Consider the following 18,620-nt stretch of genomic DNA (forward strand, 5'->3'; position numbering starts at 1 on the left):
CACCCACGTGCCCGGCGACGTCCCGCCGCTACACGATCAGCACCACACACCGGAATCGCAGGTCAGCCCCGAGTGAGCGGTTCGGCGCACCAACAAACGAGACAGGCGGAGTTGGCCGCTGAGAACAAATTTCCCCGCCACCGTCACACTCTCGTGTTCACCGACGAATTACCCGTTCATCCGCTTCACCACCGGGGGTAGAATGCGGAATCAGCGGGTGAATCCACTCATGGAGAAGACGCGAATGATCGGCAAAGCCGGTACGGGCAGTTCACGCCTCGGTTGGCACGTACTGCCCACGAGCAGTGCGCGACCGACCCCGTGTGAGTCACACGTGGCGAACCGCCCGGCAATGGAATAGGGCCGAAGGTATCCGACTTTCGCGAGACAACCCGACCCACGGAGATCAGTATGGTACTCGAATGGATCGCGATCATCGGCGTGCTCGTGTTCGTCGCCGTCCGCGTCGTCATCAACCTGCAGGACCGGCCGAGCACCGAGAAGTCCGGGGCCGATGAGGTGCCGCGTGGTGACCTCGCCGGCAGCAACCGCAACCAGTGACCGCTCCTGCGCGGTCGGCAGACATCGCGACGGCCCATCTCGGGGTACTGCTCACGGGGTAGGCCTCCCGGGATACGCCGTGACTCCGGGCGCGCTCGGCGCGCCGGTACAGCGACTCCCCGGCGTACGTTCCGGTACCGACCCAGGCGCCGGTTCGGTCACAGCACGGGCCGCTGCAGCGTCCTTGTGACGAACCCGAACCGTGGTGCGCGGGTTCCGGCTCACCGCGTCCGGGCGTGCGGGGACGGGACGAGAATCCTCCCTGTCCCCGCACGCCGGAGCCGTCAGCAGTTCGACCGCGCGGGCTCGCCCGCCAGCCGATCGGCAATGAACTGCTGCACGGGGTCGTCACCAATGTTGATCATCGTGATGTGCGGGGCGGGTGACTCGACGTCGAACTGCCGCCAGGTCACATCCACGCCCAGTGCACAGTAGTCCTCGCGCAACGTACTGGCCTGGTTGAACGCGACCAGGTCGTCGTTGCTCGCGTGATACAGGTACACGGGGACGTCGACGCCGACTTCGCCGAGCTTGTTCTCCTCGATACGTTCGACCCAATCCGGCTGCACGACCGGACTCTGATGGGTGTAGTCCTGTAACCGGTCCCCGGCATAACGCGTCAGCAGCTCGACCGTGCAGGCCCCGTCGCTCATCTCGGCGAACGCTTCGTGCCCGGCTTCGTTGAGATAGGAGTCGAGATCCAGTTCGGGATAGGCGTTGTCGAGTCCGATGAGCCCGTATGCCAGCACACCGAATCCCCAGGTGCCGTCCAGCGGTAGCGACACCTGGACCAGGTCGGCAGGAACGCCACCGCCCGCGATGCCGACGAGATCCAGCTCGGGAGCGTAGTCCGGTTGCATCTGCCCTGCCCACATGGCGGCCGCACCGCCCTGCGAGTACCCGCGCAGCGCCACAGGAGCATCCGCCGAAAGGTCTGCATCGGGCAGTCGTTGCGCTGCACGGATCACGTCGAGAGTGGCCGGACCCATCGAGCTGCCAACCATGTACGTGGTACGCGGGTCCTCGTGGTAGCCCTCGTAGTCCGGCACCGCGACGGCATAGCCCTGCCGGAGCGACTCGTTGAGCGGGTTCTGCTCGTAGAACGCGCCTACATCGATCATCCTGGACGGAGCGCACTCGGCCGCGGGACCGTGCGTTCCCGGCGCCAGTCCGACGATCGGTGCCTGGCTCGGGTCGACATCCTTGGGTACGAGGACCGTCCCGGTCACCGCGTTCGCTTCCCCGTGAGCGTCCGTCGACAGGTACTGCACCTGCCAGGCATCGGCCAGCTCCCGAGCGGTCGGTGGTCCTGCCTTGGACGGCCTCGACTCGATGATGTCACCCGGCTCGGCGTCCGGAAGCGGGTCGGGCGGCTGGTAGAACGGGTCGTCGCCGGGTCCCGCGAGCCCGGCACCCCCGCCTTCCTCCGCTACCGTACCGGACTCCTGCCCACTCGCGGCGCCTGTGAACGCGACCAGCGCCAACGCCGCGATCGACGCGACCACACCGGCACGGCGGAACGAGCGCCCGTAACGGCCCACGCCCGACTCGACTTTCCGCACGACTCAGCCTCCCGACCAATTCGACGGACCCACCCGCGCATCATTCCCGGCAGGCCCGGTTATCGGCACGATTTCGAAGGGATCGGCCACGTGGCCACACCGCACTCCGTAATGTTCGGCGAATCCTTGCACGGCACCTTCCCGGTTATCCACTCCCGTGCGCACGAGGGAACGAATTCATACCGGAAGGACAATCAATTCTGTGCCGGTCCGCTACACATGACAAGCAGGCGGAATGGTGCGACACCGAACCCTTCGAACGATGTGACCCCGCGTCCGGACACCGCACGTGATGCCGCTCGGCGGCGGGTCCTCACCCGTGTGCGGACCTGCCCCGTAACCAGGGGCGCTCCCACGCGTTGACATATCAGGCGATGTGTCACACGGCCGCAGATAATATGAAGCTCGTTCACGTTAACCCGCATTCACGCCGGTACGAACTTGTCAGCACCGGACAACCGGCGTAAGCGATGTTGCGCCGCCGTGCGCAGAAAACATGCTTACTCATCTATTCGTGCGAGTGAAGCCGCGGCGTGACGTGCCCGGCAATTGACACGGAATTAACCCCTGCTTATTGTTCCTCACACACATTCATTCCCATGGCAACGAGGCCATATCCACGTCTTGTCACGAGTACACAGGGGGGCGAGATCCATGAGCGTTGCTCTGCATCAGCTCGGTGGCGCCACCGGGGAGCGGCTCGATGCCTCAGATCGCCCGGCGCACGGTGCCGACGCCGGTGACGGAGCGATGCCGTCCGCCGACAAGCCACAGGGTTCGCGGCTGACGAGCCTGGACCCGCAGCGCGTCTTCGCCGCGATTCCTCGCGAGCAGCTCGAGGAGTACATCAGGCCGATGGCCAACCGGATGATCAAGGACATCATCCGTGAGGTCCGCGAGAACGTCCCCGAGTACGCGCAACCCCTCGAGGGCGCGTTCGGCAAGGTTCTGGTGACCTGCGTGGAGAAGTCGGTACTGCAGGTCGTCGAGAACCTCGGACGCAGCGAGGTCGACAAGTCCGAGTGGTACGAGTGGTTCCGCTACGTGGGCAAGGTCGAGTTTCACGAGGGACGGACACTGGACGCGTTGCAGAAGTCGGTCCGGATCGGCGCGCGGGTGTCCTGGCGGCACGTCCATGCGGCGGGAGCGGCGGTAGGGCTGCCCGGCAACACCCTGTTCGCGCTCGCGGACGCGATCTTCGGTTACACCGATGAGCTGTGTTCGGCCGCCGTATCGGGTTATTCCGAAGCGCAGGCTCACGCGACCGGGACATTCACCCGCCGTCGTCATCAGCTGCTCAAGACACTGGTCTCCGAGCACCCCGCGTCACCGCAGACCGTAGCCGAGCTCGCACAGGCCACCCAGTGGCATGTACCGGAACGTGCGGCTGCGGTGGCCCTGGAACCGCAGCCGGGCCAGTACGATCTCGCCGAGCACGCACTGGACGGGGACATCCTCGTCGACCTGGAAAGCAACGAGCCCTGCCTGGTCATCACCGACCCGGACAGGCACGTGGGCCAGATCGAGGAGAACCTGTCCGGCAGGGCCGCGGTCGTCGGTCCGTTCGTGCCGTTGCACGAACTCCACCGCTCGCTCGTCACCGCACGACGCGCGCTTACCCTGACGCAGCGAGGCATCCTCCCGTCCCGCGCGTTACTGCGTTGCGACGAGCACCTCACGATGCTCGTGCTGCTCGCGGACGAGTTCCTGCTCACCGAGCTCACCTGCCAGGCCCTCCGTCCCTTTGAGACTCTCACAGCCAAGCAGCGCGCGCGGTTGAGCACTACGCTGCTGACCTGGCTCGGTACACGTGGCAGTGTCAACGACACCGCCAAACACCTCGACGTGCATCCACAGACCGTCCGCTACCGCATGCAACAGATCTACAAGCTGATGGGCGAGAAGCTCGACGACCCCGGGGAACGTCTGATGATCGAGATCGCGCTGCACGCGCGACAAGCACTCGGGACGGAAACCAAACCTCGCGGTCGCCGCTCCGGCAAGTCCGGCTAGCCGACATGCCGACGCACGCGCCGGTACATGTCCTCGGGCTCGGCAAGACCTACGGCAAGGTCGTCGCGCTCGACGGGATATCGTTCACCATCGACGAAGGGTCCGTGCTGGGGGTACTGGGGCACAACGGGGCGGGCAAGACCAGCCTGATCGACATACTCACCACAGGAGCACGCCCCACGAGCGGCGCGGCCACGATCTGCGGCTGGGACGTCGTGCGCTTTCCGCACCATGTGCGGCGCAGCATAGGCGTCGCGGGACAGTTCGCTACCGTGGACGAGGAGCTGACCGGCCGCGCTCAGCTGGTCCTCCTCGCGCGCCTGTACGGCGCGGGCAGGCGGGCGGCGCGTGATCGGGCCGACGAGCTCATCGACGCGTTCGGGCTGGCCGACGCGGCCAGACGGAAGGTGCGCACGTACTCCGGCGGCATGCGCCGCAAGCTCGACCTGGCGGCCGGCCTTGTCGCACGGCCGCCTGTACTGTTCCTGGACGAGCCGACGACGGGTCTGGACCCGGTCAGCAGGAACGTACTGTGGGAGATCGTCACCGACTTGGCTCACCAGGGCACCGCGGTGCTGCTGACCACACAGTACCTGGACGAGGCCGACGTGCTCGCCGATACGCTCATCGTCCTCGCACGGGGCCGGGTCGTCGCCGAGGGCAGGCCCGCCGACCTCAAACGCTCTCTCGGGAACCGCACCGTCGCGATCCGGTTCCCGAGCCTCACGGCCTCCGAGTACGCGGCACAGTGCGTGGCCTCGCACGGCTTCCGGCCGGTGCGGGATTCCGGTGAACCATTGCTGCGCATCCCGGTGTCCGGTACGGGAGACATCGCTTCACTGGTGCGTACGTTGGACGGATCCGGCGTCGATGTCGGCGACCTCACGGTCAGCGAGCCCACATTGGACGATGTCTATCTCGCACTCCACGGCGCGGGGGACCACCCGGGATGAGCAGGCACGCCGCTCCGGTGCGCGGCCCACGCCCGGACATCACCACTTCCCCGACGACACCGATCCGCCGCTCGCCGCCGGCCGCACACCGGGAGCACTGGGGTGTCAGCGGGTTCGGCACCCAACTGTGGGTCCTGGCACTGAGGTCGATCCGGACCGCGTTCGGTCACTACCGGCTCATCTTCCTCGGGATACTCCAGCCTGTGGTGATCATGCTGTTGTTCAGCCAGGCTTTCGCGGGTGTCAGCGAGCTTCCCGGCGTGGCGTCCTACGGCAGTTACATCAACTACCTTCTGCCCGCGACCCTGGTGACGATCGCCGTCATCACGGCGATGAGTTCAGGGGCGGCACTGATGTTCGAGATCACATCCGGTTTCGTCGGCAGGCTACGAACGATGCCCATCAGCCTGTTCGCGGTCCTGCTCGCCCGATCGATCTCCGACACGTTACGCCTCGTCGTACAGCTGGCGGCGGCCATGGTCGTGGCCGTCCTCGTGCTGGATTTCCGGTCCACGAGCTGGGTCGCGTCGGTGGCAGCCTGCGCGCTGACCGCCGCGGTCGGCTGGGGTATGTCATGGGTCTTCATCGCGATCGCCACCTGGCGGCCTTCGCAGGAGGTCATGCAGGCGGCGTCGTTCGTGGTGATCTTCCCGCTGATGTTCACCACCAGCGCCTACATGCCGGTCGAGTCGATGCCGGGCTGGATGGAGGCCGTCGCGACCGTCAACCCGCTGACCTACGCGATCGACGCGGTACGCGCGCTGACGGTCGGCGATCCATACGGTACCGATCTGGCGGCCGCGCTGGCGCTGCTGTGTTGCGCAGCACTGATCGGAATCCTCACCGCCGCACACGGCATCCGGAGAACGCGGTGACGATCGCGGCGGCACACCGGACGCCGGCCTGCTGGTTGTCGGCCTGCCGGCGAGCGTCCGTGCGCCGCTACTCGCCCCAGTACCGTCGCTGGTACTCCGAGCCGTCTTCCGCGTACTCCTCGTACTGGTCGGGTACGTACTCCTGCCACTCCTCGCGCCAGTCGGGCGCGCTGCCGGAGGGCTGCCGGTCGTCCGTCTGCTGGTGCGGCTCGGAGTCACGGCCCTGACGGGGCTCGGGCTCCTCCGGTGGCGCCGCCTCCGCCGGATCGGGTTCGGCCGAGGGCGTCGACGTCGTCGTCTTGCTCGATGAAGCGGGTTCGACGGTGTCGCGCCCCTCGGCAGGCGACTCGTCGCGGGTCTCCGCGCGATGCCCGTCCTCGCTACCGGCCGTGGACTCGCCGCCGAACAGCGCATCGTGGACGACCGGTGCGCCGCCGGCTACCACGACGAGTGCGGCCGCGACGCCGAGCATCCCCCGCCGGACCGAGGCCACAGCCTCCCCGAGGACGGGCCCGTCGTCCTCGTCGATCGGCCTGCCTTCCCTGGCCAGTAGATCGGTCGCAGGCACGTGGCGGTTGCGCCGTGAACGCCTGATCCCATCTTCGTGGGCGATCCCGGGCGCTGCGGGACCGTAGCCACCCGCCTGGCCGGCATCTCGTCTGCCCACGTCTTCCCTCCGACGGTCGTGTGCGATACGCACGGCTACCGAAACTCTAACCGCGCCGGGGACGGCGGACGAAGCTGTTTCCGGGACGTGACCGATCCGGCGTGCCGAACACGCCCGTGCCGACAAAAGTGACGGCGCCGGTTTTCACTACGTGACAGTGCCGATGCCGCCCGCGCTCGGCGCGCGGCATCGGCGATGCCGTCAGACGTTCCGGCACTCCGAAGCCTCCTGGAAAGCGGCCTCGAGCGCCGGGTTCTCCCGGAGATCACCGGACGGCCCGTCCCGCGAGCCCAGCTCCTCCATCTTCGCGCCTGCCTCGACGACCGCGGCCTGGAAGCTCTCCTCGTCGGTGACCTCGGCTTCCTCCAGGCTCACCATGGCCTCCTGCACCGCCTCCCTGGATTCCTGCAGGGTTTCCATGGCGGCGTCGTAGGTGTCCTCGCCGCCGTCGACAGGCGGAGGGCCCACATCCCGGAGCGTGTCATCCAGCGAACCGAACTCGGTATCGAGGCTGCCGAGAAAGTCCAAGAACCCCTCGCGCGCCGATTCCGGATGCGTCGGGTCGATCTCCGGCATCTCGATCGCGGCGCCGCTGTCCTGTAACGCCGTACAGATCGTTCCTGTCCAGGCGAGTACCTCATCATCCACATCGGCCCCGTTCGAGGCGCCGTCCTGTTCCGGGGTCCCGCTCGAATCCGCCACGGGCGGTTCGCCCGCACCGTCGTCCGACCCGCATCCTGCCGCCAGCAACGTGGCGAGCACGGCTCCCGCCACAGCTGTGCGAGATCTCAACATCGTCCTTGTCCTCCTGGCGTAGTCGGGCCAACCGACCGTAGATCCACCGGTCGCTCACGGCAATGCCACCGCGCCGCTGGTTGGCTGTCCGGCCGCGCGCCTGAACTCCGCGGACAAGTTCCACAGCTCGGACTGTAGGAACGTGCCAAAGCGGATTGACGCGGTACGGCTCAACCCGTCACCGGCAGGCGCGTCGTCACGGGCGCGGGCGCGGTTGCGGTCGGCTTCGCGGGCGCGGCGCCGGGATCGCCGGTACCGTCATCGCCACCGCTACCCGGGTCCCCGTCACTGTCACCCGGGTCCCCGTCGCCATCGCCGGGATCGCCGTCGCCGGTCCCGCCACCGGCACACGTCACCGAACCGAACGTGACGACCTGTCCCGTGGCCTCGATGTCGAGCACCAATCCCGCGACCGTCAACGCACCGTCCGGCCCCGTTCCTTGCTTGTTGAACGTCACGGTCACCACGCCGGGAACCCCGAGCTCGGTGTCCGGCTCGATCTCGCCCGGCTGGAGTTCCTCCGGAGCCTCCACACCCTCGGGCAACTCGATGCCCTCGGACACGTCCGCGAGCTCGAGAGCGCTGATGCCACCCTCGTCACCCCTGCACCGGACCTCGAGCGCGGAGAGCTCGAGCGGCCCGTCCGCGCTGTGCAACTCGATGTCGGTGAGCCTGGCGGACGACTCGTCCTGCCCCGCGCGCACGTCGGCAACGCCGATCCGCCCGAGATCGTTCGGAAGCTCGATGCCGGCACGCGAATCCGAAGCCGTTTCGCCTCCGGCGTACACGACGTGGGGCTCGGGTCCGAACTCGATCGCACCGTCGAGCTCGACGCCGAATGCCTCGGAGCCGCCTTCTTCGGCTCCCGCCGACAGTGCGCCGAGCACGACAGCACCCGCCGCGGTGGCGGCACCCAGTGCGGCAGCGCCTGCTCGGACGTTCGCGCGTCGCGTCATTCCTGGTCCTTTCGCTGATCCGGTTCGTGACGGGAAGAGTGCCGTCACCCGAGTGACACCGGCGGTGGGCCTGGCGTCCCGGGCGCGGCGAGGGCGGGCACCGTGCCCCCGCCCGGCAGCGGGCAGGGGCACGGTGCCGCGCGATCATCAGCCGCTCGACCTCGCGGAAAGCTCGAGGTCGATCGTGTTACCCGGTCCCGAGGCGTAGTGGTTGACCAGCCTGGTCAACGGGCCACAGTTCTCGAAATCCGGCAGGGTGTAGTCACCCGACAGGGCACCGCCCTGCTGGGGGGAGAAGTCCCCGTCCGAGGCGAGCTGCACCTGCGTCGACTCGACGGTCCGGCAGCTGTCGCCCGAGGAGATGGGGAACCCGAACACGCTCACGCGCGGCAGTGAGACGAACATCTCCGAGGTCGTCTCCAGCCGGCCGTCCTGGAAGGTGCCGGTAGTCGCACCGACCTGCTCGAAGTCGATGTGTGCGCTGGCAGGCAGGATCCAGAGAACCCGGAAGCTGGTGAACGTGCGGTCGAGCTCGAGATCGGCTTCGACGTCACCGCTCTCCAGGTCGACTCGGGCGTCCACACCGCCACTCAGCGGTGCCATGCTGTCGGCCGCATTGATGTACGTCTCGCCCATCAGGTCGAAGCCGACCTCCAGGCCCGGCTCCGGCTCCGGCTCGGCCTCGACAACCTCGACCGTCACCGAACCCGGCTCCGAAACCACCTGCTGACCATCAACCTCATACGACGCCGAATACGAGAACGCATCCTCACCAGAGAAACCCTCCTCCGGCTCATACGTGAACGACCCATCAGCAGCCACATCCACACTGCCCGCCGACGGACCCGACTCCACCTGCGCCGTCAGATCCACATCCTCCGGAGAAGCACCCTCCAACACACCAGGCGCCTCCACACTCAGCACCTCATCCTGAGCGACCTCGAACGAATGATCACCCACAACCGGAACCTCCGGCGGCTCGTCGGGCAGGATCTCGATCTCCGCAAGGATGTTGTCCTGGTCCGGCAACTGGACGCAGTCCGACTCGAACGTGCCGAGCCCGGTCAGCTCACCGTTCTCGTCCCGTGGGGTCATTTCGAGGAGCAGATCGCCGACACCGATCTGCGCATCACCCGGCTCGCTGAACGTCAGGGACGGCGCCTCGCCGAACGCTTCGACGATCAGCTCGCCCTCGTCGGGCACGTCCTGCACCGGAATGTTCGCAGGCACCTCCAGGTCCAGCGTGGCCTCCGGAGCATCCACGTAGGACTCGGCGAGTGCCTCGCCTTCGATGGTGGATGCCCCCACCAGGTTGAGCCCTTCCGTCGCCTCCGGCGGTGCCGTACTGACGGTGTCGATGTCGAACCTCGGCGACTGCTCCCCCACCGTGATCTCACCGGGGATGTTCGCGGTGATCTCGACCTCGACCTGCTGAACACCGATCAGCGGGAACGGACATTCGTAGTCCAGTGTCAACGACGCGGTCTCCGCGTTACCGACACCCGCCGCCATGACTCCTGCCACGCCGACCATGCTCCCGACGACCCCAGATACAGTGGTCACCGCGAGCGCGCGTATGCCGCGCCTATGTTTTCCTCGAAAACTCATACGCTCCTACTCCCGGACAGTCCTTTCGGAACTCGGGCCGTTCACGTTGATCGCCTCGGCCGAGGACGACGCAGCGACGTTCGGCCGCCGTGGGTGGCCGCGCGCTGCCTCTTGGGCAACCTCACCCACCGATCGACCGGCCCGTAGGCCGGCCACGCAAACGTGCCCTCCCTGTACACACTCGGCCTTCCCGTTAGCCGGGAAGCACCCGCGACGACCTCGCCCGGCGCCCGGCAAGGCATAGCGGACGCACTGCCCCCGAACAGCGAAATATTGTCGCCACCCAATTATCACAATTCGACAGAATAAATCGCCCCGACCGATTTGCCTGCCTTGTGCAGCATATCACTCGATACGGTGAATACCAGGCATCTCACACGTCGAGGAAAGGCAGGACAATGTGTTGATCGTGCACACACAAATATGAAGTGAACGTTTGTCTGCACGACACAACCCGCGCGAAGTAGTTCCCATGCCTGTCGAGCCGGCCCCGGCGGTCCATCCTCGCCGGGCTGCGGGTGAAAGTCCTACTCCCGTCCGCGTGGAACGCCACATGCCGCGCGCAGGGGCGCGCGGCGCGTCACCGCACGCAGCCGGCTCCGGTATTCAGCGGTGCAGGAGAGGTATCGCGGGCCTCCCGGTAGGTGGTTCCCTCGTAGCCCTCGGTACACGGCAGCGGATCGAAGAATGTCGTCACCAGCCCGAAATTCGCGACGCCTCCGGAAAAGACGTCCGATCCCGCGCCCACCACCTCCGGTGACGCAACCATCATGGTGTCCAGGCCGTCCAGGTTCGCGACGAGAACCTCCGAGGTCGCGGTCAAGTTCGCCACCAGCATACCCAGGTCGGGATCCGTCTCGGAAAGCATCGTGCTGATCTCGCCCGCGGCGCCCGGGCCCGAGGAGATCACACGACGGACGTCCCCGTCGGCGTCTGCGATCTCCTCGGCGATCAACCTGGCGTTCTCACCGAAGGCAGCGATCGACTCGGACGTATCGAGCTGCGTTCCGAGCACTGTGTTTCCGTCCGCAAGCAGTTCCTTGGTCTGCGGCAGGTGTTCGGTCGCCGTGTCGACGAAACTCTCCAACGCGTCGAGAAGTGCCTGAAAGCTCGGCGCCGTTCCCCGCGTCGCCTCGTACAGCTCGTCAACGACCGTACGGAGATCGTCGCCGGGCAGCGACTCCACCAGATCGTCGATGGTCAGCAGCACCTGATCGACGGAGAGCGGCAGTGTGCTGTCCTCCTCGTCGATGACCGAGCCGTCCGTGAGGTACGGTTCGCCTTCCCGGCGTGGTCGCAGGTCCACATACTGCTCTCCCACCGCCGACCGGTTGGCGACCACCACTTCGACATCGTCGGGCACCGGAGGGGCGTCACCGTCGATGCGCAGGTCGACCTCGATGCCGTCATCGGCCATCCGCATCTCGCCCACCCTGCCGACCGCGACGCCACGATAGGTCACCTCGGCGTGGGTGAACACCCCGCCCGATTCCGCCAACTCGGCCGTGACCGTGTACCCCGAGCCGTCGTAGAGCGAGTCCAGCCCCGCGTACCGCGCGCCCACGAAGGACATGCCGACCAGCGCGATCACCGCGAACACCGTCACCTGGACCCGGACAAGCCTGCTCAGCATCAGCTCCCACCCCCGGCAGGCGCAGTCGGTGCGTCCACGGACGGTAGGGGTAACCCGGCGGGCGATGCGGACCCGCCCGAGCCGGCGGTGTTCGCATCGAGCTCCAGGAACCCGTTCATGTAGTCGCCGCGCACGGCGTCGAGAGAGGCGTCCGTGAACGGATAGGTCAACAGCAACTCCATCGCGCGCGGCAGGTCATGGCCTGCCTCGGCGAGCTCGCTCAGCACCGGCTCCAGTGCGCGCAGGCTGTCCAGCAGGTCGTCCTTGCTACGCCGCACCGTATCGGTGGCTACTTCGGACAGCGAGTCCATCGCGACGAACATCTCGGTGATCTCGTCGCTCTGCTCGGACAGCACTTCGATTCCCGGACCGAGTTCGTCGAGAATCTCGCCGATCTGGTCGGTACGTTCATTCAGCGTTCCGGACAGCTGTTCGGTGGCGTCGATCGCACGTACGATCTCCTCACGATGCTCGTCGAGCCCGCTCACGAACTCCTCCAGGTTACCGAGCAACTCCCGCAACTCCTCCGAGTTGCCGTCGAAGACACCGTTGAGTTCGGAGGTGATCTGTTTGAGCTGTCCGATCCCACCGCCGTTGAGCAACATCGACGTAGCCCCCAGCACCTCCTCGACCTGGAAGTTGCGACCGGTACGCTCCACGGGAACGACCGCCCCGTCTTGGAGGAGCCCCTCCGCAGCCTCACCCGGCGGGGGTGCCAGCTCGACGAACTTCTCCCCGAGCAAGCTCGTCTGACGCAGCTCGGCCACGGCGTCGGCAGGCAGCCGGACATCACCGTCGACAAGGAGCGATACCTCCGCGATCATCCCGTCGTCGGAGAGCTCGACAGCCTCCACCCGGCCGACCGGGATGTCGTCCACGCGCACTTCCGACTGCGGTACCAGGTCGAGCACATCGTCGAAATGCGCGGTCACCCGGTACGGATGGTCACCGATCTCCGCACCACCGGGCAACGGTACGTCGTAGAGCCCCTGGAACGAACTACATCCGGTCAGCAACGCCGCGACCAGTGCGGCGATCACCGCGCGCACCGTAGGACGCCGAGCCCTCGATCGGCGCATCAGCCGGCACCTCCTTCGCCCACCTGCGGAAGCGGCAGCGGCGGTGTGTCGTCCTCGGGTGCCAGCCCGAACTCGACTATGTTGACCCTGCTGTCGAACGTGCCCGTGTCGGGGTCGTAAGTGCCCGTCAGTGACTCGAGCGCGCCGGGAGCCTCCGACAGCGCTTCGGAGAGCGAGTCCCGCTGCTCGGCGAGCACTTCCGCGGTCGTCAGCAACTGCTCCACATTCTTGCGCACCAGCTCACGGTTGTCCTTGACGAATCCTTCGACATCACCGAGAGCCTGACCGAGCGCAGCGAGGGCGGAACCGAGTTCGTCGCGCTCGTCGGCGAGGATCTCCGACACGGTGGCCAGCTGCTGGTTGAACGTACGGACCTGCTCGTCGTTGGCCGCGAGCATCCCGCTGAACTCGCGCAGGTTCTCCACCGTGCCGAACAGATCGTCCTCGGAACCGGACAGCAACCTGCTGGCCTTTCCCAGCTCGTGGATCATCTCGTTGATCACCTCGCCCGTTCCGTCCAGATTGGTGGCGGTGCTGCTGAGTACGTCGCTGAGCGCACCGTCGGAGTTCAACCCGTCCGGCCCCAGCTGCGCCGCGAAATCGTCCAGGCTCTCCAGGACGTCGTCCAGCTCCAGAGGCACCACGGTACGGTCAACCGGGATCACATCGCCGTCGGCGATCTGCGGACCACCCGAATACACCGGAGCCAGTTGGATATAGCGGTCACTGACCAGGCTGGGTGTCACCACGAGAGCCCCGGCGTCACGGGGTACGGCGACCTCCTCGTCGACCGACATATCGACCCGAACTCGTTCGTCCTGTGGCTCGACGGACTCGATCGTGCCCACCGCGATGCCGAGCACCCGCACATCCGAACCCGGGTACACGCCGACTCCGCTCGTGAAGTACGCGGTGATCTCCTTGTGGTGCTCACCGATCCGGACGGCAGTGGTGGTTCCCGCGACGATGAGCATGCCGACAACCGCCAGTAACACGAACCTGGAGTACCTGAACCGCCGCGTCGTCGTGCTCATCAGCCACCCCCTGATCGCGGCGGGACACAGCTCGCGTCGCCACCGTCGACGAGTCCACAGATATAGCTGTCGATCCAGCCACGAGCGCTGACCGTGTCACCCATCATGCGGTAGAACGGACCCGCGAGCTCCAGGCTCTCGTTCAGGTGCCGCTGGTTGCGCTCCAGGACCACGGTGACCCGATCCAGCTGTTCGAGCATGGGTCCGATCTCCTCTTCGTTGTCCTCGACCAGCCCGGACAGCTGCGACGACATCTCGCGAGCTCCGGACAGCAGCTCGCCGATCGCGTCGCGACGGTCCTCGAGCTCGGCCAGCAACGTCGAACCGTCGCCGATCAGCGCCTCGAACTGCTCGTTGTGCTCGGCGAGGGTGCCGCTGATCTCGTTGGTATTACTCAGGAGCTCCGCCAGCTCCTCGTCGCGTTCCGAGATGGTCCGCGAGAAGTCCGACAGCCCCTCGAACGAGGCACGTACGTCCTCCGGTGTCGAGCTGGAGAACGTCTCCGCCATGGTGTCGAACGCCTCGGCCAGCTGCTCCGTATCGATCTCGCCGAACACGACGGCAAGCTCATCGAAGGCATCGTTGATGTCGAACGGCGTCACCGAGCGTTCCATCGGGATCCGCTCGCCGGGGTCGAGCTCCGCACTACCGAGCGGGTCGAGCGACAGGCTCTTCTGGCCGAGCGCGGTCTTGATCGTGATCGCGGCGACCGACTTGTCACCGACCCAGACGTCGTCCTCGACACTGAACCGTGCGACCACCCTGTCCGTATCGAGCGCGACGTCGGTGACCTCGCCGACCTCGACACCTGCTACCAGCACGTCGTCGCCTGCCGCGAGCCCTGCCGCCTCCGCGAACTCGGCCGTGTAAGTCTGTCCGCCTGCCACGAGCGGAAGACGATCCCAGTTGAGCGCGCCGAGGAACAACGCGATCATCACCGTGGCACCGACCAGACCCACGGCGATGGGGTTACGAGCCCTGAACGGCTTGATCATCACCTGCACCTCGCCTCGGTCACCGACAGCCCCGGCACGTCGCCGCCCGGGGGCCGGGCGACTCCCTCGGCCGAGGCCGAGCAGAGGAAGATGTTCATCCACGATCCGTAGGACGCGATGCGGCCTACGGTCTCGTACTTGCCCGGAAGGTTGTCGAGCATGGCTTCGAACTCCGGTGTGTTGTCGTTCAGCGTCGCCGCGAACTCGCCGAGGGCGTCGACAGAGTCGTTCACGACCGGACGCCCGTCGTCGAGAAGTCCCGCGACGCTCTCGGTGAGCACACCCAGCCCTTCGACCGCGTCACCGATCGGGTCGGCGTCCTCGGCCAATGCCGATGTCAGCTCCTGCGTCGTGGTGATCAACCGGGACATCTCCTCGTCCCGCTCGTTGAACTCGCCGAGCACCGCGTTCAGGTTGGAGACCACCCGGCCGATCACCTCGTCACGTTCGGCCAGAGCCGAGGTCAGCGAGCGCACGTGCCGCACGATCCCGTCCACAGTGCCGCCCTCGCCCTGCAGTACCCGAATCAGCTCGTACGAGAGCTTGTTGACCTGCTCCGGTGACAGCGCCTGGAACAGCGGGCGGAAACCGTTGAACAGCGCCGTGAGGTCGAGTGCCGGGGTCGTACGTTCGAGTGGTATGACATCGCCCGCCTCCATCGGCTCCCCCGAGCCGCCTTCGCCGTGTTCGAGCGCGATGTAGCGCTGGCCGATGAGGTTGCGGAACTTGAGCGTGGCCGTTGTCGAGTGCAACAGCTTCCGATCCGCCTCGACGGCGAAGTCGACCTCGGCGACCCGCCTGTCCACGACACGGATCTCCTCGACCTCGCCCACCCGCACACCGGACATCCGCACGTCGTCGCCGCTGCTGAGCGCGATGGCGTCGGAGAACCGGGCACTGTAGCGCACCGTGTCACCGCTACTGCGGTTCGCGATGGTGATCGCGAGGAGACTCGTGGCAAGCAGCGTCACCAGCGTGAATGCCAGGCCTTTGATCAGCGGTGCGGTCAGGCTTCTCACTCCAGTGTCACCTCCGTCCCGCGCAGCAACGGGCCGACGAGCAGGGTGCTCCAGCCGGGAACATCACGGGGCTCGACACCCTGTGCAGGCGCCAGCAGCTCCGACACGAGCCGGTCCTCCGCGACCGAGTGCGCCATCGGGCTACCGCCACCTCCCGCGGCGGGTGGACATGCCGACGTCCCGGAACCGGATCCGCCTGCCGACGAAACGTCCTTGACCGTCAGGCGCACGTGCAGGCCCGGTTCCCCGGAACCGGACCCGAGGGCTGCATCGACGTCGTCGGCCATCGCGGAGGAAGCCTGCGCCAGGCACGGGAAGGTCGACGAATGCTGCGCGAGCAGCTCCAGCGTGGGTTTGCTGTTCGCCGACAGTTCGATGACATCCTCGCCGTGCGCGGTGAGGAACCCGTCCAGGTCACCGGCGGCCGTGGTAACCGTGCCGATCAGCTCGCGCACGCCGGAACGCTGCTCGACAACGGTCTCGCTGAGGGTGGTCATGTGCTCCATCGCGTCGAGGACATCCGGCGCCGCATCATCATAGGTTTCCATGACATCGCCGAACCGCGTGACGTTCTCCTGGAACGCGTCCATTTCGGGGACCAGCTCGGACAGGTAGGCGTTCAACGAGACGAGGGTGTCGCCGAACGACTCCCCCCTGCCGTCGAGCGCCTGGGCAACCGATCCAAGCGATGCGGCCAGCTTGTGCGGCCGGACCGCCTGCAATACCGGCATCAGGTCGTTGAGAACCTCCTCCGTCTCGATGGAGGTAGCCGTCCGCGGGCGCTCGATGACATCACCGGCGCCGAGCGTTGTCCCCGCGGGCTCCTCCGGCATCACGAGCTCGACGTAGCGCGGCCCGAACAGGGTCTTGCGCACCATCCGCGCGGATACGTTGCTCGGCAGCGATTCCACTTTGTCCGGTTGCAGGCCCAGTTCGATCTCCGCACCGTCGCCACCGGTGCGCACCTCGCGGATCTGCCCGACGAGCACGCCCCGTGCCTTGACGTCTCCGTTGACCTTGAGCTGGTTGCCGACCGAGCCTGCCTGCAGCGTCACCGGGATGGTGGAAGCGAACTTCTTGTCGTAGATCGCCACCGACAACCATCCCAGTGCGCCGAGAACGAGCAGGAACACCAGCCCCAGTGCCTGCACCTTGGTCCGCGAGGCCGACTCGTCACCGTTCATCCCGCCACCCGCACAGTCGTCGTCGAACCCCAGATCGCCAAGCTCAGGAAGAAGTCGAGCACGGCCACGAGCACGATCGACGTACGCACCGACCTGCCCACCGCGACACCGACACCGGCAGGGCCGCCGCTCGCCCGGTACCCGTAGAAGCAGTGCGTCAGGATGATCCCGACGCTGAAGACGAGCACCTTCCCGAACGACCACAACACGTCCTCGGGAGGAAGGAACAGGTTGAAGTAGTGGTCATACGTGCCCGCGGACTGTCCGTAGACATAGATCGTCGTCATCCGCGCCGCGAGGTACGACGTCAGCAACCCGATCACGTACAGCGGGGCGATGGTGATGAAGCCCGCGACGATCCTCGTCGTAATCAGGTACGGCACGCTGCGCACGCCCATGGCATCCAGCGCGTCGATCTCCTCGGAGATGCGCATCGCACCGAGCTGCGCGGTGAACCCCGATCCCACTGTCGCCGACAGCGCCAGCGCCGCGACCAGTGGCGCGATCTCCCTGGTGTTGAAGTAGGCGGAGACGAAGCCCGCGAACGCCGCCGTACCGATCTGCTCGAGGGCGGAGTAGCCCTGCAACCCGACAACGGTTCCGGTGAACACGGTCATGCCCACCATCACGCCGATCGTCCCGCCGATGACCGCCAGCGCGCCCGAGCCGAAACTGATCTCGGCGAGCAGCCGCACGATCTCCCGGTAGTACCTGGTGACGGTGAACGGTAGCCAGGCAAGCGCACGCACGTAGAACAGCAACTGGTCGCCGAGGCGCCCCACGGCGTTCATCGAGCGCTCCACCCGGACCCGGTGCCGCCCGCCCCTGGTCATGACCACAGCTCACACCTCCTGAGGCGGGACGATCTGGATGTAGATGAGGCTGATCACGAAGTTCACGAAGAACAGCAGCAGGAAGGTGATCACGACCGACTGGTTCACCACGTCGCCGACACCTTTCGGTCCGCCGGACGGCCGCAATCCCCGGTAGGACGCCACCAGGCCGGCGAGGAAACCGAAGACGAGCGCCTTGAGGGTGCCCACCCACAAGTCCGGCAGGTGAGCCAGCGCCGAGAAGCTCGCCAGGAAGGCACCCGGTGTGCCGCCCTGCATGACGACATTGAAGAAGTAGCCGCCGCACACCCCCACCACGCTGACCATGCCATTGAGCAACGCGGCCACCAGCATGGTCGCCTGGACGCGAGGTACCATGAGCCGGTGCAGCGGCGACACGCCGAGCACCTCCATGGCCGAGATCTCCTCGCGGATGGTGCGCGAGCCGAGGTCCGCGCAGATGGCGGCTCCTGCTGCTCCGGAGATCACCAGCGCCGTGACGATCGGGCTCGCCTGCTGCAACACGGCGAGAACGCTCGCGGCGCCGTTGAAGGACTCGGCACCGATCTGCTCGGTGAGTGAACCGAGCTGGAGTGTGATCACCGCGCCGAACGGGATCGAGATCAGCGCCGCGGGCAGGATGGACACGCTGGCCACGAACCAGAACTGCTGGACGAACTCGCGTACCTGGAACGGCCTGCGGAACATCCCGGCGAACACGTCGAGTCCCATCGCGAACAGCTGCCCGAACTCCCGCAGCGCACCCCCGATCAGGTCCGCGGGCCGCGTCGTGACTCCACCGGCCATCATGTCTCCCGGCCGTACTCGTCGTTACCGGTCCCACAGCGCGACG

Annotated in this window: 17 protein-coding genes; 4 read left to right on the forward strand and 13 right to left on the reverse strand. The window is 66.6% G+C overall.

All coding sequences use genetic code 11. The features are described from left to right. The first annotated feature begins 411 nt into the window (after nucleotides 1–411). Complete coding sequence (locus CHB84_RS22690; protein ID WP_176439749.1) at nucleotides 412–561, forward strand: hypothetical protein; 150 nt, start codon at nucleotides 412–414, stop codon at nucleotides 559–561. Nucleotides 562–845: 284 nt separating this feature from the next. Here the strand turns inward: CHB84_RS22690 and CHB84_RS02505 are convergent, their stop codons facing one another. Next, complete coding sequence (locus tag CHB84_RS02505; RefSeq protein ID WP_425432266.1) at nucleotides 846–2,102, reverse strand: lipase family protein; 1,257 nt, start codon at nucleotides 2,100–2,102, stop codon at nucleotides 846–848. Between the two features lie 675 nt (nucleotides 2,103–2,777). On the opposite strand from CHB84_RS02505, the gene CHB84_RS02510 reads away from it, so the two are divergent. The 3 genes from CHB84_RS02510 to CHB84_RS02520 are packed head-to-tail and all read left to right on the forward strand — an operon-like array spanning nucleotide 2,778 to nucleotide 5,964. After that, nucleotides 2,778–4,136 carry a PucR family transcriptional regulator gene (locus CHB84_RS02510; protein ID WP_089299819.1) on the forward strand — a complete coding sequence of 453 codons (1,359 nt, stop codon included), beginning with the start codon at nucleotides 2,778–2,780 and terminating at the stop codon, nucleotides 4,134–4,136. 5 nt (nucleotides 4,137–4,141) lie between these two features. Continuing rightward, on the forward strand, nucleotides 4,142–5,089 hold the full coding sequence (locus tag CHB84_RS02515; RefSeq protein WP_089299820.1) for an ATP-binding cassette domain-containing protein: 948 nt from the start codon (nucleotides 4,142–4,144) through the stop codon (nucleotides 5,087–5,089). After that, on the forward strand, nucleotides 5,086–5,964 hold the full coding sequence (locus CHB84_RS02520; protein ID WP_089299821.1) for an ABC transporter permease: 879 nt from the start codon (nucleotides 5,086–5,088) through the stop codon (nucleotides 5,962–5,964). Before CHB84_RS02515 ends, CHB84_RS02520 begins: the two co-directional genes overlap by 4 nt. A 67-nt stretch (nucleotides 5,965–6,031) precedes the next feature. On the opposite strand, the gene CHB84_RS02525 is transcribed toward CHB84_RS02520, so the two are convergent. The 12 genes from CHB84_RS02525 to CHB84_RS02580 all read right to left on the reverse strand — a co-directional run bounded on the left by CHB84_RS02525 (nucleotide 6,032) and on the right by CHB84_RS02580 (nucleotide 18,574). Continuing rightward, nucleotides 6,032–6,631 (reverse strand): hypothetical protein, encoded by a 600-nt coding sequence (locus CHB84_RS02525; RefSeq protein WP_141134551.1) that lies wholly within the window; start codon nucleotides 6,629–6,631, stop codon nucleotides 6,032–6,034. A 201-nt stretch (nucleotides 6,632–6,832) separates the two neighbouring features. After that, the gene (locus CHB84_RS02530; RefSeq protein ID WP_141134552.1) at nucleotides 6,833–7,426 is read right to left on the reverse strand and encodes a hypothetical protein; all 594 of its coding nucleotides are present in this window, start codon (nucleotides 7,424–7,426) and stop codon (nucleotides 6,833–6,835) included. A gap of 170 nt (nucleotides 7,427–7,596) precedes the next feature. Beyond that, nucleotides 7,597–8,382 carry a hypothetical protein gene (locus CHB84_RS02535; RefSeq protein WP_089299824.1) on the reverse strand — a complete coding sequence of 262 codons (786 nt, stop codon included), beginning with the start codon at nucleotides 8,380–8,382 and terminating at the stop codon, nucleotides 7,597–7,599. Between the two features lie 147 nt (nucleotides 8,383–8,529). After that, a complete protein-coding gene (locus tag CHB84_RS22695) occupies nucleotides 8,530–9,945 on the reverse strand; it encodes an Ig-like domain-containing protein (protein WP_176439750.1) in 1,416 nt (471 codons plus the stop codon). Nucleotides 9,946–10,570: 625 nt separating this feature from the next. After that, nucleotides 10,571–11,623, reverse strand: a complete 1,053-nt coding sequence (locus CHB84_RS02545; RefSeq protein WP_089299825.1) for an MCE family protein — start codon at nucleotides 11,621–11,623, stop codon at nucleotides 10,571–10,573. Further along, entirely contained in the window at nucleotides 11,623–12,702 is a 1,080-nt protein-coding gene (locus CHB84_RS02550; protein ID WP_089299826.1) for an MCE family protein, read from the reverse strand. Before CHB84_RS02550 ends, CHB84_RS02545 begins: the two co-directional genes overlap by 1 nt. Then, nucleotides 12,702–13,736: an MCE family protein gene (locus CHB84_RS02555; protein WP_089299827.1), complete on the reverse strand. Its 1,035-nt coding sequence runs from the start codon at nucleotides 13,734–13,736 to the stop codon at nucleotides 12,702–12,704. Before CHB84_RS02555 ends, CHB84_RS02550 begins: the two co-directional genes overlap by 1 nt. Then, complete coding sequence (locus tag CHB84_RS02560) at nucleotides 13,736–14,731, reverse strand: MCE family protein (RefSeq protein ID WP_089299885.1); 996 nt, start codon at nucleotides 14,729–14,731, stop codon at nucleotides 13,736–13,738. The genes CHB84_RS02555 and CHB84_RS02560 overlap by 1 nt, the downstream gene beginning before the upstream one ends. Next, the gene (locus tag CHB84_RS02565) at nucleotides 14,731–15,750 is read right to left on the reverse strand and encodes an MCE family protein (RefSeq protein ID WP_089299828.1); all 1,020 of its coding nucleotides are present in this window, start codon (nucleotides 15,748–15,750) and stop codon (nucleotides 14,731–14,733) included. The genes CHB84_RS02560 and CHB84_RS02565 overlap by 1 nt, the downstream gene beginning before the upstream one ends. Then, nucleotides 15,747–16,934 (reverse strand): MCE family protein, encoded by a 1,188-nt coding sequence (locus CHB84_RS02570; RefSeq protein WP_089299829.1) that lies wholly within the window; start codon nucleotides 16,932–16,934, stop codon nucleotides 15,747–15,749. The genes CHB84_RS02565 and CHB84_RS02570 overlap by 4 nt, the downstream gene beginning before the upstream one ends. After that, nucleotides 16,931–17,767 (reverse strand): MlaE family ABC transporter permease, encoded by an 837-nt coding sequence (locus CHB84_RS02575; protein ID WP_089299886.1) that lies wholly within the window; start codon nucleotides 17,765–17,767, stop codon nucleotides 16,931–16,933. Before CHB84_RS02575 ends, CHB84_RS02570 begins: the two co-directional genes overlap by 4 nt. Before the next feature lie 9 nt (nucleotides 17,768–17,776). Continuing rightward, nucleotides 17,777–18,574 (reverse strand): MlaE family ABC transporter permease, encoded by a 798-nt coding sequence (locus tag CHB84_RS02580; RefSeq protein ID WP_089299887.1) that lies wholly within the window; start codon nucleotides 18,572–18,574, stop codon nucleotides 17,777–17,779. Between the last annotated feature and the right edge of the window lie 46 nt (nucleotides 18,575–18,620).

This window comes from Haloechinothrix alba, assembly GCF_900188115.1.
Classification (GTDB): Bacteria; Actinomycetota; Actinomycetes; order Mycobacteriales; family Pseudonocardiaceae; genus Haloechinothrix; species Haloechinothrix alba.

What these genes read in the sequence shown, in the direction of transcription:
- CHB84_RS22690 (WP_176439749.1), top strand. Translation starts at nt 412, where the DNA reads ATGGTACTCGAATGGATCGCGATCATCGGCGTGCTCGTGTTCGTCGCC.
- CHB84_RS02510 (WP_089299819.1), top strand. Translation starts at nt 2,778, where the DNA reads ATGAGCGTTGCTCTGCATCAGCTCGGTGGCGCCACCGGGGAGCGGCTC.
- CHB84_RS02515 (WP_089299820.1), top strand. Translation starts at nt 4,142, where the DNA reads ATGCCGACGCACGCGCCGGTACATGTCCTCGGGCTCGGCAAGACCTAC.
- CHB84_RS02520 (WP_089299821.1), top strand. Translation starts at nt 5,086, where the DNA reads ATGAGCAGGCACGCCGCTCCGGTGCGCGGCCCACGCCCGGACATCACC.
- CHB84_RS02530 (WP_141134552.1), bottom strand. Translation starts at nt 7,426, where the DNA reads ATGTTGAGATCTCGCACAGCTGTGGCGGGAGCCGTGCTCGCCACGTTG.
- CHB84_RS02535 (WP_089299824.1), bottom strand. Translation starts at nt 8,382, where the DNA reads ATGACGCGACGCGCGAACGTCCGAGCAGGCGCTGCCGCACTGGGTGCC.
- CHB84_RS02545 (WP_089299825.1), bottom strand. Translation starts at nt 11,623, where the DNA reads ATGCTGAGCAGGCTTGTCCGGGTCCAGGTGACGGTGTTCGCGGTGATC.
- CHB84_RS02550 (WP_089299826.1), bottom strand. Translation starts at nt 12,702, where the DNA reads ATGCGCCGATCGAGGGCTCGGCGTCCTACGGTGCGCGCGGTGATCGCC.
- CHB84_RS02555 (WP_089299827.1), bottom strand. Translation starts at nt 13,736, where the DNA reads ATGAGCACGACGACGCGGCGGTTCAGGTACTCCAGGTTCGTGTTACTG.
- CHB84_RS02560 (WP_089299885.1), bottom strand. Translation starts at nt 14,731, where the DNA reads ATGATCAAGCCGTTCAGGGCTCGTAACCCCATCGCCGTGGGTCTGGTC.
- CHB84_RS02570 (WP_089299829.1), bottom strand. Translation starts at nt 16,934, where the DNA reads ATGAACGGTGACGAGTCGGCCTCGCGGACCAAGGTGCAGGCACTGGGG.
- CHB84_RS02575 (WP_089299886.1), bottom strand. Translation starts at nt 17,767, where the DNA reads ATGACCAGGGGCGGGCGGCACCGGGTCCGGGTGGAGCGCTCGATGAAC.
- CHB84_RS02580 (WP_089299887.1), bottom strand. Translation starts at nt 18,574, where the DNA reads ATGGCCGGTGGAGTCACGACGCGGCCCGCGGACCTGATCGGGGGTGCG.